We start from the raw sequence: 15385 nt of genomic DNA on the forward strand, positions 1-15385 counted from the left end.
GACATGCGTCCCGTCCGGCGGAAAGACCGCCAGGCTTCAGGGACGTGACTGTGGGGAGGGGTGGTGGAGGCCAGAGCGCGATGTGCCTGGCCTCCGCCTGCCGGTTCAGTTGACCGTGGCGACGTCGTTTTCGACCTGCGGGTCGATCAGGGCGCCGGAGCGGATACGCTGCAGGCCGTTGACGACGATCCGCTCGCCCGCTTCCAGGCCGCTGTTGACGATGCGGGCGCCTTCAGCGGTGCGGCCGAGATCGACCGCGCGGTAGACAACCTTGTTATCCGTACCGACGACATAGACGTATTTCTTGTCCTGGTCGGTGCCGATGGCCCGTTCGCTGATCAGGATCTTGCTTTCAGGCTTCGGCTCGCCCATGCGGATGCGCACGAACTGACCGGGGATCAGCCTGCCTCCCGGATTGTCGAAGACGGCCCGGACACCGATCGTGCCGCTGCTTGCATCGACCTGGTTGTCGACGAGCTGAAGCTTGCCCTTCACTGGATGGCCCTCGGCTGCGGAGGTCTCGATCTCGACCGGGATCATCTCCAGCGGCGGCACGGCATTCTTCGTGTCGGGAAGTTCTGCCAGCACCCGGGACACCAGGTCCTCGCTGGCGTTGAAGCTGGCATAGATCGGGTCGACGGAGACCAGGGTCGTCAGGGCAGGCGAGGCAGAACCCGCCGCGACCAGGTTGCCGACAGTGATCTCGATCTTGCCGACGCGGCCGGAGACCGGGGCCAGCACCTTGGTGTAGCCGAGTTCCAGCCGGGCAGCTCTCAGGGCGGCCTTCGCGGTACGGAGATTGGCCTGCGCTTCCGCGTAGGCGTTCTGGCGCTGGTCGAGCACGCTCTGGGAGATCGTCCGGTTCTCGATCAGCCTGGAGCCACGGTCAAGCTCAAGCTTGGCAAGGTTCAGCTGGGTTTCGGCGAGTTCCACCTGGCCTTCCCGCTGTGCGACGGCGGCCTCATAAGGGGCAGGGTCAATGGTGAAGAGCAGGTCGCCCGCTTCCACCAGAGCCCCTTCGCGGAAATCGACGGAGAGGATAGAGCCGGCGACACGGGATCGGATCTGAACCCGGTCGACGGCCTCCAGGCGTCCGGAAAACTCTTCCCAGACAGTAATCTCGCGGGATTTGACGTCGGCGACGGTGACCGGGACGGCGGGGATGCTGACGATGTCGCCGGCGGCCGTTGCCGGAGTGCTTGCCGGCAGATTGAGAACGAAGGCAGCGGCTGAAACAGAGACAGCAACTGCCAGACTGGCGCCCGCAAGGGCCCAGCGTCTGCTTTTCGATGTCATTGGTCTCTCCTTGGAACCCCTTGCGGCAAAGGCCGGTATCCGGGGGTCTTAGCTGTAGTTCACTGGATGCTGACGGACCGGACGAAGCCGGAAAACTGTTTGGACAGGCTCTCTTGCCAGGTCGCGGAATGGCCTGTCCTGCCGCCATAGACCGACGGCCAGCCGGCGTCAGTGGCAAGGACATGCCGGTCGACCCTGACATCGGCCTTTTGCAGGCAGTCCGAGAAATTGAGGGTTTCATCCCGCAGCGGATCGTCCTCGGAGGTGACGATCAGCGTCGGTGCAAGCCCTGTGAGGCGGGAACACATGCAAGGCGCGGCATAGGGATGGCAGATGCCGGCGCTCAGATAATGGCTCCAGCCATCGGCCCAGATATCCTTCATGCCGGCTTCGTCCGACTTGGCGAAGGACGCCGAGCCCATGAAGGGATCGAGCAGGGGCGACAGGAGCATCATGCCGTCCAGCTCATTGGCGTAGTGGTCGCGCGCCTTCAGCGCGATGGCGGCGGCAATGTTGCCGCCGGCTTCGACGCCGCCGACGAGCAGCAGCGACTTGCGATTGCCGAGCCCGGCGCGCTTCTGCGCCAGGTAACTGAAGACGGAGAACCCGGTTTCGAGCGGCTTCGGAAACACATCGCCGAGAGGCGCAGTGTAGTCCGGCATCACGACGATGGCGCCGGTTTCGGCGATCAGCTGGGCGACGTCGCTTTCCTGTGGCAGCTGCCCTTGAAAAGCGCCGCCATGAAAATAGATCAGGACCGGCGGTGACTTCGAATATTCGGCGCCCTGATAGACGCGCGCCGCCACGGGGCCGATGGCCACCTTGTCGAGCGTCATGTCCTTTATCTGCACCGTCATCGGTTTGGTTCGCTTCGGTTTGTGAGAGGAGAGGAGCAGATACGATCAGCTCCCTTGCTTGTGCATTAGGTATTGTTGTTCCATCTCTGGAATAAGTAGTGGTTTTTTGGTTATACTATTCGAAATTTCGAATAATTAGCCTGTTTTTTGAGCGGAGTGCCCAAGGATGGATCAGCTTTCGGCCATGCGCGCCTTTGTCCGGGTGGTGGAGACCGGAAATTTCACCCGCGCCTCCGAAACCCTGCAGATGCCGAAGGCAACCGTGACCAATCTCATCCAGAACCTGGAGCGGCATCTGCAGACCAAGCTTCTCAACCGAACGACGCGGCGGGTGATCGTGACGACGGACGGGGCGCTCTACTATGAGCGGGCGGCGCAGATCGTTGCTGAAGTCGACGAGCTGGATGGAAGTCTCTCACAGGCGCAGAGCGCGCCGGGCGGCCGGCTGCGGGTGGAAATGTCCGGTGCCTTTGCCGACTGGTTCGTGATCCCGAAGCTCGGCGAATTCTACAGCAAGTATCCCGACATCCGGATCGATCTCGGCATTGGCGACCGGACGGTCGACTACCTGGCGGAGAATGTCGACTGCGCGCTGCGTGGTGGTGAACCGGCCGACCAGTCGCTGATCGCGCGGCGTATCGGCGAAGTGGGACTGATCACCTGCGCCGCGGCAAGCTACGTGGCCGAGGCAGGCATTCCCGACACGCCCGGTGACATCAAGGCAAACCATCGCTGTGTCAGCTATTTCGTCGCCCAGACCGGGCGGGTCATGCCGTTCATCTTCCGAAGGGACGGCGAGGAGATACAGGTTGAGGGCCGCTATCAGTGTGCGGTCAACGATGCGCGCAGTTATGTCACGGCGGCGCTTGCCGGATATGGCATCGCGCAACTGCCCGACTACATGGTCACGCAAGAGCTGGAGCGCGGCGAGCTTGTGCCTCTGCTAACGGATTGGTCCGCCGATACGATCCCGCTCTACATCGTCTATCCGCCGAACCGGCATCTCAGCAACAAGGTCCGGGTCTTTGTCGACTGGCTGGTCCGGATTCTCTCGGAGATCCGTCCCGCCGGACGAACCTGAGTGCCATCCGGCGCAGGCCCGAAAAGCGGGGGCAGATTGCATCTGCGGCGGGAGACGAGCCTCGACAATTCCCCAAGCGCGCGCTAGAGCATCCTGCGTTCCATTGAACGCAGAGAAGATGCCCGGCTCAAATCCGCGATCAGCATTTGGACATTCAATCGATTGCGATTGTATGTCCGCTGCTCTACTGAGACGGCAGATGACTATGTGGCCTCGCCATCGCGGTTCCGTCGACAGCGTACCCTGCCCGAAAGAATGCGGTTCGGACCGGTTCCTTCAGGTTGTAGCCTGTCCCCCGGTGGCTTGCGAAGGCCGGAATGAGGAGTTTGGCAATGATTGACCTGAACCTGCTGCGCACCAATCCCGATGTTGTCAGGGCGGCGATCAAGAACAAGTCGGCGTCGGTCGATCTGGATCTGCTTCTGCAGCTCGACAAGGATCATGTTGCGATGATTCAGCAGGTCGAGGAAATGCGCGCGGAACGCAACAAGCTCTCCTCTTCCATGAAGGGCGGCAAGCCGGATCCGGAGACGATTGCCAAGGCGCGCGCGCTGCGGGACGAGCTCAACAAGAAGGAAGAGGAACTGGCCGGCAAGAAGGCCGAGTTTCTTGCCCTCTACAAGAAGGTGCCGAACATCCCGACCGACGACACGCCGATCGGCCATTCGGAGGAGGAAAACCAGGTCGTGCGCCAGTGGGGCACGAAGCGCGAGTTCGATTTCGCGCCGAAGAACCACTACGACATCGCACTCCATCACGGCTGGATCGACAAGGAACGCGCCGCCAAGGTCACCGGCGCCCGCTTTGCCTATCTCAAGGGCGATCTGGTCAAGTTGCAGATGGCGCTGATGTCGATGGTCATGGACAAGCTTTCCGACGAAGCCTTCATTGCGTCGATCGTTGCGGAAGAAGGCTTGAAGGTCTCGACGAAGCCGTTCGAACCGGTGCTGCCACCCTACATGATCCGCACGCCGATGTATGACGCCATGGACCGGCTGGAGCCAACCGAGGAGCGTTACAAGATCGAGGGCCAGGACCTGTGGCTGCAGGGCTCGGCCGAGCATGTTCTGGGGTCCATGCACGCGGACGAGATCTTCGAGGAAGCCGATCTGCCGGTCCGCTATCTCGGCTATGCGACCTCCTTCCGCAGCGAAGCGGGTGCGGCCGGCAAGGACATGGAAGGCATCATCCGTCTGCACCAGTTCGACAAGCTGGAGCTGGAAAGCTTCTCCACCGCCGACGCCGCCCATGACGAGCATCTGCTTTTCGCCGCGATCCAGGAACGGCTGATGCAACTGATCGGCATTCCCTATCAGAAGCTGCAGAAATGCACTTTCGACATCGGCAAGCCGAATGCCAAGGGATCCGACATCGAGGCCTGGCTGCCGGGGCAGGACAAGTACCGCGAGACCCACACGGCCGACTACATGACCGACTACCAGGCGCGCCGTCTCAACACGCGTGTGCGCCGGACGGAAGGCGCTCTGGAGTTCATTCACACCAACGATGCGACCGCCTTTGCCTGCGGCCGCGCGCTGATCGCGATCATCGAGAACTATCAGAACGAGGACATGTCGGTGACCGTCCCTGACGTCTTGCAGTCCTATATGGGCGGGCGCAAGACGATCGGCTGATCGGTCGCCAGAGGCCGGTAAAAAGGCGCCTGCGGGCGTTTCCAATTCGGGCAGACGGAGGACGCTTCGTCTGCCCTTTTCTTTGACATCGACTACCGGCCGGACGGTTTCAGGCACTGGTCGAAAGACGATCTTCCAGGGTGTTTCCGGTTCCGGAATTGCCACGCAGACAACAGCTCGCAAGCGCAGTCAGCCCGAAAAAATTCAAGATTACAATCGGTTGCGCTCTGCCGAAGGGTCAAGGATCGCTGCGGTCGTTCCTGACTGAGCTTGAAATAAATTTCAGAAAAAGAAATAAATACCAAAAATGTTTGACCCTCTGCCGGGGCTGCCTCTATCCCTGATCTCGCCGGGATAAAAACCGGTGCTTGAAATTTCTTGCAGTGGCCCGTCGTTCTTGTCAGGCTGGTGCAGGACCGGGAGGAGCGGTCAGGGCAGTCGGCGTTGAGAGGAACGCGAGCGGGTGCTTTGACTTTTTGAAATCGATCAACTTTTGGATGCTCAGCCGGGTCCGGCGGACTGTCCGTTGATCCAGGGAGGAACCTATGAGCATTGTGAAATTCAAGGGCATTCTGGCATCGACCATGCTGACGGCCGCACTCGTGGCGGCAGCGCCAGCCGCCGCCGACGGCCTGAAATGCGAGCCGGGCGAAACCTACATCATGAATGTCATGGTCTCCGGCCATCCCTACTGGGTGCCGGTCTACCAGGGCTTCAAGCAGGCCGCGGCCGCCTTCGGCTGCGAAACTGTCTTCTCCGGCACGCCGGACTATGACATCACCAAGCAGATCGCGTCGTTCGAACAGGACATGGTCAAGCAGCCGGCCGGCATCCTGCTGCATCCGATGCAGTCCGATCCCTTCATCGACCCGATCGACCGGGCAATCGACAGCGGTACCGAGATCGTGACCTTTGCGGCCGACTCGCCGAACTCCAAGCGCAGCGCCTATATCACCTCCGACAACCTCGCCGAAGCCAAGTTCGCGGCGGAAGAGATCGTCAAGCAGGTGGGCGACAGCGCCGAATATGCCGTGCTTGAGAACCCGGGCCAGTCCAACCACGACCTGCGCGTCACCGCGCTGATCGACTACATGGAAAACAACTACCCGAACATGAAGCTTGTCGGACGCCAGGCGACCAACCAGGACAGCAATGCCGCCTACCGGGCGACCGGCTCGATCCTGCAGGCGAACCCGAACCTTGCCGCGCTCTGGATCCCCGAGGCCGGTTCCGCGGAAGGAGCGGTGGCTGCGGTTCTGGAAGCCGAATCCAAGGTCCTGATCATGCATGCGGACGTCACCCCGACGACGCTCGAACACATCAAGGCCGGCAACATCCACATGGCGCTCAATCCGAACCAGGGCATGCAGGGCTTCATGGGCTTCATGGCCGTCTTCCTGGCAGCGCATTCCGACGTGTTCGATCCGTTCAACGACTACAAGGTCTCCGGCTACAATCCGGTCCAGATCCCTTACGTCGATAACGGGTTTGCCGTGATCACCAAGGAGAATGCCGACAGCTTCGACCTCAACGTCTACATGGACGGCCGCGATCCGAGCTGATGCAGTCTGGCCGGGGCGGGCAATGCGCCCCGGTTTCTCTAACGGGTTGCCCTTGGAGGGCAGCGCCGCGGGCAACCCGTCTTTTCCGGAATTATGAGCAAAGCGGTTCAGTCATGACCGACGATCTGATCCTCAGGATCTCCAACCTCTCCAAGTCCTTCGGGCCGGTCCATGCCCTGAAGAGCGTCGATTTCGACCTGAGGAAGGGAGAAATCCATGCGCTGGCAGGAGAGAACGGCGCAGGCAAGTCGACCCTGATGAACATCATCGACGGCATCCTGCAGCCGGACAGCGGCGAGATCTTCTTCGACGGCGAACCCGTGACGATTGCCTCGCCGGCCATGGCGCAGAGGCTCGGGATCGGTTTCGTGCACCAGGAGATCGCGCTTTGCCCGGATGTGACGGTCGCGGAAAACATCTTCATGGCGACCACGAATAGCAGCCGCAAGTTCCTGATGAATTACAGGGCGCTGGAGAAAAAGGCCGGTGAAGTGCTCGGCCAGCTCGGCGACATCGATCCGGCTACCCTGGTGCGCGATCTCTCCATTTCCCACCAGCAACTTGTCGAGATCGCCAAGGCACTGACGCTCGATTGCCGTGTGCTGATCCTGGACGAGCCGACCGCGGCCTTGACCGAAAAGGAAGCGCAGGTCCTCTTCAAGATCATGCGCCGGCTTGCCGACAAGGGCATCTCGATCATCTACATTTCGCACCGCATGGTGGAGATTTTCGACAATTGCGACCGGGTCTCCGTCTTCCGGGACGGCAAATACATCACCACACGCAACGTGGCCGAGATCCAGCCTGACGACGTCGTCAATGCGATGGTCGGCCGGGTCATCGACGAACTTTATCCGCGCAAGCAGTCGGAGAGTGAAAAGTCCGGCGACATCATTCTCGATGTGCGCAATCTCACCGAACGCAGCCGCTTCAAGGACGTTTCCTTTCAGCTCAGGAAAGGCGAGATCCTTGGCATTGCCGGCCTGATTGGCGCCGGCCGCAGCGAAATCGTCAAGGGCATCTGCCGCCTTGAGGGAGACGTGACGGGGGAGGTCAGCCTGAACGGGCGCAAGCTGTCGCTGACGAGCTACCGGGACAGCATTGCCGAGGGCATTGTCTACCTCTCCGAAGACCGCAAGGGCGACGGCATCTTTCTCGACATGGCGATTGCCGCGAATGTCTCGGCGCTGAAGCCGGAGCAGGTCACCAGCAGCTTCGGCCTGATCAACCGCCACAAGGAAGAGGCCCAGGCCGAGGCGCTCGGCAAGCGGCTCAATCTCAAATGCGGCTCGCTTTCAGATCCGGTGTCGTCGCTTTCCGGCGGCAATCAGCAGAAGGTCGCGATCGCCAAGATGCTGTCGGTCAATCCGAAGCTGATCTTCCTGGACGAGCCGACGAGAGGCGTCGATGTCGGCGCCAAGGCGGAGATCCACCGCATCCTGCGCAATCTTGCCGCCGGCGGTGTCGGCATCCTGGTCATCTCGTCCGAACTGCCGGAGCTGATCGGGGTCTGTGACCGCGTGCTGGTCGTGCGCGAGGGACGGATCAGCGGCGAGGTCACCGGCGAGCGGATGACCGAAGAACACATCATGCATCTGGCATCCGTCGGTGATGCCGGGGCGACACTAAATTGAGTGTGGGGGAAACCATGGAAGACGCCGTCTCCCTGACGGGCACGCCGCAAGGCAAACCGGCCGAGGCATCGCTGATCAGGCGCCTGTTGCGCATGCGCGAAACCGGCCTCATCGCGATCATTCTCGTGCTCTTTATCGTGATGTCCTTCGCCTCGCCCTATTTCCTGACCTGGGTGAACATGCGGGCGATGGTCATGGCCTTTGCCGTGGAAGGCATCGTCGTCGTTGGCATGACGATCCTGCTGATTTCAGGTGGCATCGATCTCTCCGTCGGTTCGGTGACCGCACTTGCCATGGTGATTGCCGGCTGGCTGTTCCTGAACGGGGTCGATCCCTGGGTGGCGTCAGCGATTTCGATTGCCGCCTGCAGCGGCATTGGCGCGTTCATGGGCTTTTTCGTCACCCGCGTCGGGCTGCACCATTTCATCGTGTCGCTGGCCATCATGGTGATCGCGCGGGGCATATGCCTGCTCGGAACCGGAGGACGGCCGCTGGGGCTTTTCACGCTGCCGCCGGAGTTCAAGTTCATCGGCCAGGGCTCCATCGGCCCGATCCCGGTCGTGATCCTGATCTTCTTCGTGGTGGTGATCGGCTTCGACTTCCTGCTGCGCCGGACAACCATGTTCCGCAAGGTCTTCTATACCGGCAGCAACGAGAAGGCGGCCGCCTATTCCGGCATCCGTACCAAGCGGGTCGTGTTCTTCACCACGACCCTCTGCTCGGCGCTTTGCGGCGTCGCCGGCATCATCTACATGGCACGCTTCGGTTCTGCCCAGCCGACCTTCGGCATCGGCATGGAACTGAACGTCATTGCCGCGGCCGTCATCGGCGGGGCGAGCCTCAAGGGCGGTTCGGGCACCATCTTCGGTGCGATCCTGGGGGCGGTGCTGTTGTCGGTGGTCTCCAGTTCGCTCGCCCTGCTCGATGTCTCGGTCTACTGGCAGGACATCATCCGCGGGTCGATCCTGCTGGCCGCGGTCTCCATCGACCACTATCTCGTCAAGAAACGCGCCTGAGCGGAACGAACGGAGAGGCTGACCTCATGGCGGACAAGAAAAACGATATCGAGCTGATGCGCCAGATGCACACGGTCCTCGTGCTGCATTTCCTGGAAGGCAAGAAGCAGTCGGAAATTTCCGATCTTCTGAACCTGTCGACGTCCAAGGTGAACCGGCTGATCACGCAGGGCCGCCGGATGGGCATGATCAAGATCGATATCGAGAACCCTTTCCAGCGCCTGACAGACCTGGAGCACATGCTGGAAGAGACGACGCCCTTGTCGAAGGCGCTTGTGACCTCGTCGGTCGAAGGCAGCCCCAATACGACGCTGAAGCAGGTCGGCCGGGCGGCGGCCAACCATCTGGTGGAGACGATCCGCGATGGCGACATCATCGCCATCACCGGCGGCAAGGCTGTCGGTGCGGTGGTGCAGAACATCGAGACGGACCGGAAGTTCGACGTCACGGTGGTGCCGTTGACCGGCGGCGTCCAGGGCAAGTACCACACCGACGTCAACCATCAGGCGAGCCTCATGGCGGAAAAGCTCGGTGGCAGGGCCTTGCAGCTGCATGCACCGCTCTTTGCCGAAAGCCGGGAACAGCGCGACATGCTGATGGAGGTCGCCTCCATCCGCGAAGTGCTGGACCTGGCGCGCAAGGCCACCGTCGCGCTGGTCGGCATCGGCTCCATCGTCACGCCCGGCTCCAGTTACTACGATCTTCACCCGATGCCGGATTCCGACCGCAAGATGCTGGTGGGCAGCGGTGTCGGGGCCGAGTTCCTGGCCTATCTGATGCGCCAGGACGGGACCGTCGCCGACTATGCGCTGAACTCCCGTCTGGTGGCGCTGGCGCCGGAAGAACTGCGCCGGTTCAAGCGGGTGATCGGCGTTACCTCGGGCGAGGAAAAGATCTGGCCGATCCGCGCCGTGCTCAACGGCAATTACCTCAATTCCCTCATCCTGGACGAGGACACCGCCAGCGCTGTCCTGGCAACCATGGAAGGCAAACAGAATGTTGCATGAAATGCTAAACCGGGAAATCGGCCGCTCCGGCATCAAGGCGTCGGCCATCGGGCTCGGCACCTGGGCCATCGGCGGCTGGATGTGGGGCGGCACGGACGAAAGCCGGTCGATCAATGCCATCCAGGCCTCCATCGACGAGGGCGTCAGCCTGATCGACACCGCACCCGCCTATGGCCAGGGCTTGTCTGAAGAAATCGTCGGCAAGGCCATCAGGGGCCGCCGCGACAAGGTGGTGCTGGCGACCAAATGCGGTCTCGTCTGGCACACGCAGAAGGGCAACCATTTCTTCGACTACGATGGCAAGCCGGTGCACCGCTATCTCGGCAAGGATGCAATTGTCTATGAGGTCGAGCAGAGCCTGAAGCGGCTCGGCACCGACCACATCGACCATTACATCACCCACTGGCAGGACCCTACGACACCGATCGCCGAGACCATGGAAGCGCTGGAGATGCTGAAGACCCAGGGCAAGATCCGCTCCATCGGCGCCAGCAACACCTCCGTCGACGACGTAAGGGCCTATGTGGCGGCCGGGCAGCTCGACGCGATCCAGGAAGAATATTCGATGGTGAAACGGGACATCGAGGCGACCCTTCTGCCGGTCTGCCTCAGGGAAGGTGTTTCCGTGCTCAGCTATTCCTCTCTGGCGCTCGGCCTCTTGACCGGCAAGATCGGGCCGGAGCGAACCTTTGACGGTGACGACCAGCGCAAGGACAACCCCCGTTTTTCCGTCGAAAACCGGCGCAAGGTGGCGCAATTGATGGAGGCCATAGAGCCGATCGCCGAGGTGCACGAGGCAACCAAGGCGCAGGTGGTCATCGCCTGGACGTTGCAGCAGCCGGGCATCACCTTCTCGCTCTGCGGGGCGCGTGATCCGGATCAGGCGCGGGAGAATGCCAAGGCCGGACGGCTGCGGCTTTCACCTGAGGAAATCGGGACGATCACCAGCGCGGCGGCCGTCCATCTGACCGAACTCGCCGCTTAAGGCACACGACAATTCGAACCGGAAGGGCGCCGGAGGCAACTTCGGCGAACAGGGAAGGCATGTCCGCACAACGGCAGGAAAAATGGGACCGCATCGCGCAGGACAGCGCCTTCGATGCCGTTGTCGTTGGTGGCGGCATCAACGGCATAGGCGTCTATCGCGAGCTGGCGCTGCAGGGCCTGAAAGTGCTGCTGGTGGAGCGGAGCGACTTCTGTTCCGGCTGCAGCTCTGCCCCCTCGCGCATGATCCACGGGGGGCTGCGCTACCTGGAAAACGGCGAATTCGACCTGGTGCAGGAATCCTTGCGCGAACGCGATGCGCTTCTGGTCAACGCGCCGCATCTGGTGCATCCGCTGCCGACAGTCATTCCGATCGGGACGGTATTTTCAGGTCTTCTCAACAGCGCGGCCAGTTTTTTCGGCCTGTCGGGTGCTCCCTCAAGCCGGGGGGCGGTGCCGATCAAGCTCGGGCTGACGCTCTACGACTGGGTGACGCGCAAACGCCGGCTGCTGCCAAAACACAGGTTCCGCGGTGCGGCGGCAACCCGCCAGCGCTGGCCGAAACTCACCGGCAAGATCCGTTGCTCCGCAACCTATTTCGATGCCTGGATCAGTCACCCGGAACGGCTTGGGCTGGAACTCATCCGGGATGTGGAACGGGACGCGCCGGAATGCATCGCCCTCAACTATGCCTGTCTCAAGCCGGACGACGGCGGGTTTTCGCTTGAGGAAGGTATCGGCGGCAAGACGGTGCGGATCGAGACGAAAGTCATCGTCAACGCGACGGGTGCCTGGCTCGACGATGCCATCGACGAGCTTGCCGGCAAAAGCGCACACGAACCTCTCGTCTCCGGCACCAAGGGCTCGCATCTCATCCTCGACAATCCGGATCTGGAAGCCGCGCTCGACGGCCACATGGTCTATTTCGAGAACTCCGACGGCCGGGTCTGCATCGTCTTTCCGTTCTTCGGCAAGGTCCTTGCCGGGTCGACCGATATCCGGGTGAAGCGGGCAGAGCGTGTGCGCTGCGAGCCGGAGGAAGAGGACTATATCCTGAACTCGCTAGCTCTGGTGTTTCCGGAGGTCGACTTCGGTCCCGAGGACGTCGTCTACAGCTACAGCGGCATCCGTCCGCTGCCCAAGAGCGATCATGATTTCACCGGCCGGATTTCCCGCGGCCACTACACCAAACGTGTTGAGGGGCCCATACCGCAGATCTGCATGATCGGCGGCAAGTGGACGACCTTCCGTGCCTTTGCCGAACAGGCGGCGGATGAAGTCCTTGGCGAGCTGGAATGGCGGCGGAAGACAGACACGCTGGCGCGTCCCATCGGCGGGGGGCGGGACTTTCCCAAGACCGCCGCCATTCTGGAGCGGGATCTGGTTGCCGGGTTCGGCATCGCGCCTGCACGCGCAGCGCATCTCGCCGCCACCTACGGCACGTCTGCCCGGGATCTGTTGACCTTTTGCCAGCGCCGGTCGGATGACAGGCCGCTCGGTCCCCAGACCGAAATCACCCTGGCCGAAATCGCCTTTATCGCCCGGCAGGAGAGCGTGGTGACCCTCGCCGACATCGTGCTGAGGCGCACGACACTGGCCATCCGCGGTTTGTTGACGACGGAGCTGCTGGACGCGCTGACCGCGACGGCAGCCAATGAACTCGGCTGGAGCGCCGAAGAGTGCGAGCGCCAGAAAAGCGCGCTTGCCGAAGACCTTTCCACCTACCACGGCGTCACGCTGGACGGACGCCGGAGCGAAGACCTCAGCAGGAGCAAAGTATGCGTTTGAGCCCGAAAGCCCGCATGAACCGGATGTTCACCAATGGCGGCTGTCTGGATGTCGCCATCGACCACGGCGTCTGCAACGAACCGACTTTCATGGTCGGCCTGGAGGATATGGCGGGCGTCGTCGACACGTTGATCAAGGCCGGGCCGGATGCGATCCAGATGGCCTATGGCCAGGCGGACCTGCTGCAGAACCGGCCGGAGAAGGACAAGCCGGCGCTGGTGATGCGCATCGACATGGGCAATCCCTACAATGACCAGCGCCACCGGGTGATGTGGTCGATGCTGCAGAATGCGGACGAGCCGATCATCGGCGCCCTGGAAATGGATGCCGCTTGCGTCGTGGTGAACCTTTTCATGCTTCCGGACGAACCGGAACTCTTCCGCCAGTGCGTCGAGAACATTTCGCGTGTCCGAGCCGCCTGTCACAGATACGGCATGCCGTTGATGATCGAGCCGCTGGTGATGCTGCCGAATGACATTCGCGGCGGCTATCAGGTGGATGGCGATGCGGACAAGATCGTCACGCTGGTGCGGCTTGCAAGCGAAATGGGAGCCGACATCATCAAGGCGGACCCGACCGAAAAGGCGGAGGATTTCCACCGGGTGGTCGAGGCTGCGCGCGTGCCGGTGCTGGTGCGCGGTGGCGGCAAGGAAGACCTCAAGACGGTCCTGAGCAAATCCGCAGCCCTGATGCGCCAGGGTGCCAAGGGCATGGTCTATGGCCGTAACATCTATCAGCACGACAATCCGAAGGCTGTGGTTGCGGCGCTGATGGCAATGATCCACAACGGAGCGGACGGCGACGAAGCGTGGGACATCTATAACCGTGGCTGAGAGACCTACCTATCTGCTCGGGCTTGACGCCGGCAACACCGTCATCAAGGCGGTGTTGTTCGATCTGGAAGGACGCCAGGTCGCCATGCATGCGCTCGACGGCACCTCGTCGACACCGTCACCGGGCCATGTCGAGCGGGACCTGAACGAACTCTGGGAAAATGCCAGGACGGCTATCCGGACCTGTGTCACGGAAGCCCGGATCGATCCGTCGCAGATCGCCGCCATTGGTTGTGCCGGGCACGGCAACGGGCTCTATCTTTTGGACACGACAGGCGATCCGCTGATCGGCATCCAGTCGCTCGATACGCGTGCGGCAGGTCTTGCGGGGGAGTTGAAGGCTGACTGCGGTGAAGAGCTTCACGCTCTTTGCAGGCAGGAGCCGTGGCCGTCGCAGACGCCGGTGCTGCTTGCCTGGATCAAGCGGAACCGGCCCGATCTCTATCAACGCACCGGAACGGTTCTGCTTTGCAAGGATTTCATCACCTTCCGGCTGACCGGCGAACGGGTCAGCGAGATTTCGGACATGTCCGGTGCGGGCCTGACACGTTTGCCCGAATGCGTCTACGACGACGCTCTGCTGGATCTCTACGGGCTTGCGGATGCGAAGCGCCTGCTGCCACGGCTGATCCAGCCGGCGGATGTCGCAGGCCGGGTGACGAGAGAGGTCGCGGAGGAAACAGGACTTGCCGAGGGCACGCCCGTCATCGGCGGCTATTTCGACGTCATCTCAAGCGCACTGGGTTCGGGCGTTGTCCGGGAAGGCGAAGCTTCGCTCATAGCCGGAACCTGGAGCGTCAATCAGGTCTTTTCCAGCCGCGCCGTCAATGACCGCCGGGTGTTCATGGCGTCGGGCTTCGCGCCCGGGCGCTTCGTCAATATCGAATCCAGCGCCACGTCCGCCGCGAACCTGGAATGGTATGTGCGCGAACTGGTGGAGCGGGGCGGTCATCACGACGACCCCTTCGACTATTGCAACGCGCGTATTGCCGAGGCGACACCGGCGCCGGACGATCCCTTCTTTCATCCCTTCCTCTATGGCTCCGGGCAGGGGGCGGATTTCCGCGCCGGGTTCTACGGCCTTGCCGGCTGGCACACGGAAGGGCATCTGCTCAGGGCTCTCTTCGAAGGCGTGCTCTTCGAACACCGCCGCCATGTGGAGGTGCTGGCCGCATCCGGCTCGACCTTCGACAAGGCTGTCCTCTCGGGGGGCGGGTCCCGCAGTCCGGTCTGGCCGCAGATGTTCGCCGATTGCCTGGGCGTGCCGATCACCGTTGCCGAGGCGCGGGAAACCGGCGCGCTGGGAGCTGCCATCGGCGCCGCAATCGGAGTGGGGCTATATCCGAACTACGAAGCGGGCGTTACGGCGATGACGCGCGCAAAGCGGAATTACCTGCCGGATGCCGGCATGAAGGCGCATTACGACCGGCGGTACGATATCTATTGCAAACTGACGGAAGCCCTGCGGCCCCTCTGGGCCGAAATGCAGGCTCTGAAAAAGACTTAGTGGAGCGTATTTGACATTTGAGTCCCGCTCGCGGCTAGGCTGATGCACAAATGTCAAATTCAAAAGCTCCACTAGAATCATATATTTATCTAGTGGTTCTTATGATTCTGACATTTGCTCCAGCGCTGGCAACAGGGGGATGCAAATGTCAGAATCGAACCACTAGGTTCCGGCCCTAGTCCTCTT

The 15385-nt window shown here is 61.9% G+C and carries 12 protein-coding genes; 10 read left to right on the forward strand and 2 right to left on the reverse strand.

All coding sequences use genetic code 11. The features are described from left to right. Positions 1-105 precede the first annotated feature (105 nt). Together ACX3M4_RS21990 and ACX3M4_RS21995 are read right to left on the reverse strand one after the other, a co-directional pair. The gene (locus ACX3M4_RS21990; protein WP_459355108.1) at positions 106-1296 is read right to left on the reverse strand and encodes an efflux RND transporter periplasmic adaptor subunit; all 1191 of its coding nucleotides are present in this window, start codon (positions 1294-1296) and stop codon (positions 106-108) included. Positions 1297-1355: 59 nt separating this feature from the next. Next, positions 1356-2153 carry an alpha/beta hydrolase fold domain-containing protein gene (locus tag ACX3M4_RS21995; protein ID WP_459355109.1) on the reverse strand — a complete coding sequence of 266 codons (798 nt, stop codon included), beginning with the start codon at positions 2151-2153 and terminating at the stop codon, positions 1356-1358. Positions 2154-2319: 166 nt separating this feature from the next. On the opposite strand from ACX3M4_RS21995, the gene ACX3M4_RS22000 reads away from it, so the two are divergent. The 10 genes from ACX3M4_RS22000 (at position 2320) to ACX3M4_RS22045 (ending at position 15199) form a co-directional block, all read left to right on the forward strand. Continuing rightward, on the forward strand, positions 2320-3234 hold the full coding sequence (locus ACX3M4_RS22000; protein WP_459355110.1) for a LysR family transcriptional regulator: 915 nt from the start codon (positions 2320-2322) through the stop codon (positions 3232-3234). Positions 3235-3566: 332 nt separating this feature from the next. Beyond that, positions 3567-4868 carry a serine--tRNA ligase gene (gene serS, locus ACX3M4_RS22005; RefSeq protein ID WP_459355111.1) on the forward strand — a complete coding sequence of 434 codons (1302 nt, stop codon included), beginning with the start codon at positions 3567-3569 and terminating at the stop codon, positions 4866-4868. 545 nt (positions 4869-5413) lie between these two features. Then, positions 5414-6430 carry a substrate-binding domain-containing protein gene (locus tag ACX3M4_RS22010; RefSeq protein WP_459355112.1) on the forward strand — a complete coding sequence of 339 codons (1017 nt, stop codon included), beginning with the start codon at positions 5414-5416 and terminating at the stop codon, positions 6428-6430. Between the two features lie 113 nt (positions 6431-6543). Next, on the forward strand, positions 6544-8064 hold the full coding sequence (locus ACX3M4_RS22015) for a sugar ABC transporter ATP-binding protein (RefSeq protein WP_459355113.1): 1521 nt from the start codon (positions 6544-6546) through the stop codon (positions 8062-8064). A 92-nt stretch (positions 8065-8156) separates the two neighbouring features. Further along, the gene (locus ACX3M4_RS22020; RefSeq protein WP_459359485.1) at positions 8157-9080 is read left to right on the forward strand and encodes an ABC transporter permease; all 924 of its coding nucleotides are present in this window, start codon (positions 8157-8159) and stop codon (positions 9078-9080) included. 26 nt (positions 9081-9106) lie between these two features. Beyond that, positions 9107-10087, forward strand: coding sequence for a sugar-binding transcriptional regulator (locus ACX3M4_RS22025; protein ID WP_459355114.1), 981 nt, complete (start codon positions 9107-9109; stop codon positions 10085-10087). Next, on the forward strand, positions 10077-11072 hold the full coding sequence (locus ACX3M4_RS22030; RefSeq protein ID WP_459355115.1) for an aldo/keto reductase: 996 nt from the start codon (positions 10077-10079) through the stop codon (positions 11070-11072). The genes ACX3M4_RS22025 and ACX3M4_RS22030 overlap by 11 nt, the downstream gene beginning before the upstream one ends. 59 nt (positions 11073-11131) lie before the next feature. Continuing rightward, positions 11132-12859: a glycerol-3-phosphate dehydrogenase/oxidase gene (locus ACX3M4_RS22035; protein WP_459355116.1), complete on the forward strand. Its 1728-nt coding sequence runs from the start codon at positions 11132-11134 to the stop codon at positions 12857-12859. Next, complete coding sequence (locus ACX3M4_RS22040; RefSeq protein ID WP_459355117.1) at positions 12850-13692, forward strand: class I fructose-bisphosphate aldolase; 843 nt, start codon at positions 12850-12852, stop codon at positions 13690-13692. Before ACX3M4_RS22035 ends, ACX3M4_RS22040 begins: the two co-directional genes overlap by 10 nt. Then, a complete protein-coding gene (locus tag ACX3M4_RS22045; protein ID WP_459355118.1) occupies positions 13685-15199 on the forward strand; it encodes an FGGY-family carbohydrate kinase in 1515 nt (504 codons plus the stop codon). The genes ACX3M4_RS22040 and ACX3M4_RS22045 overlap by 8 nt, the downstream gene beginning before the upstream one ends. The last annotated feature ends 186 nt before the right edge of the window (positions 15200-15385 follow it).

The organism is Roseibium sp. M-1 (assembly GCF_054515675.1).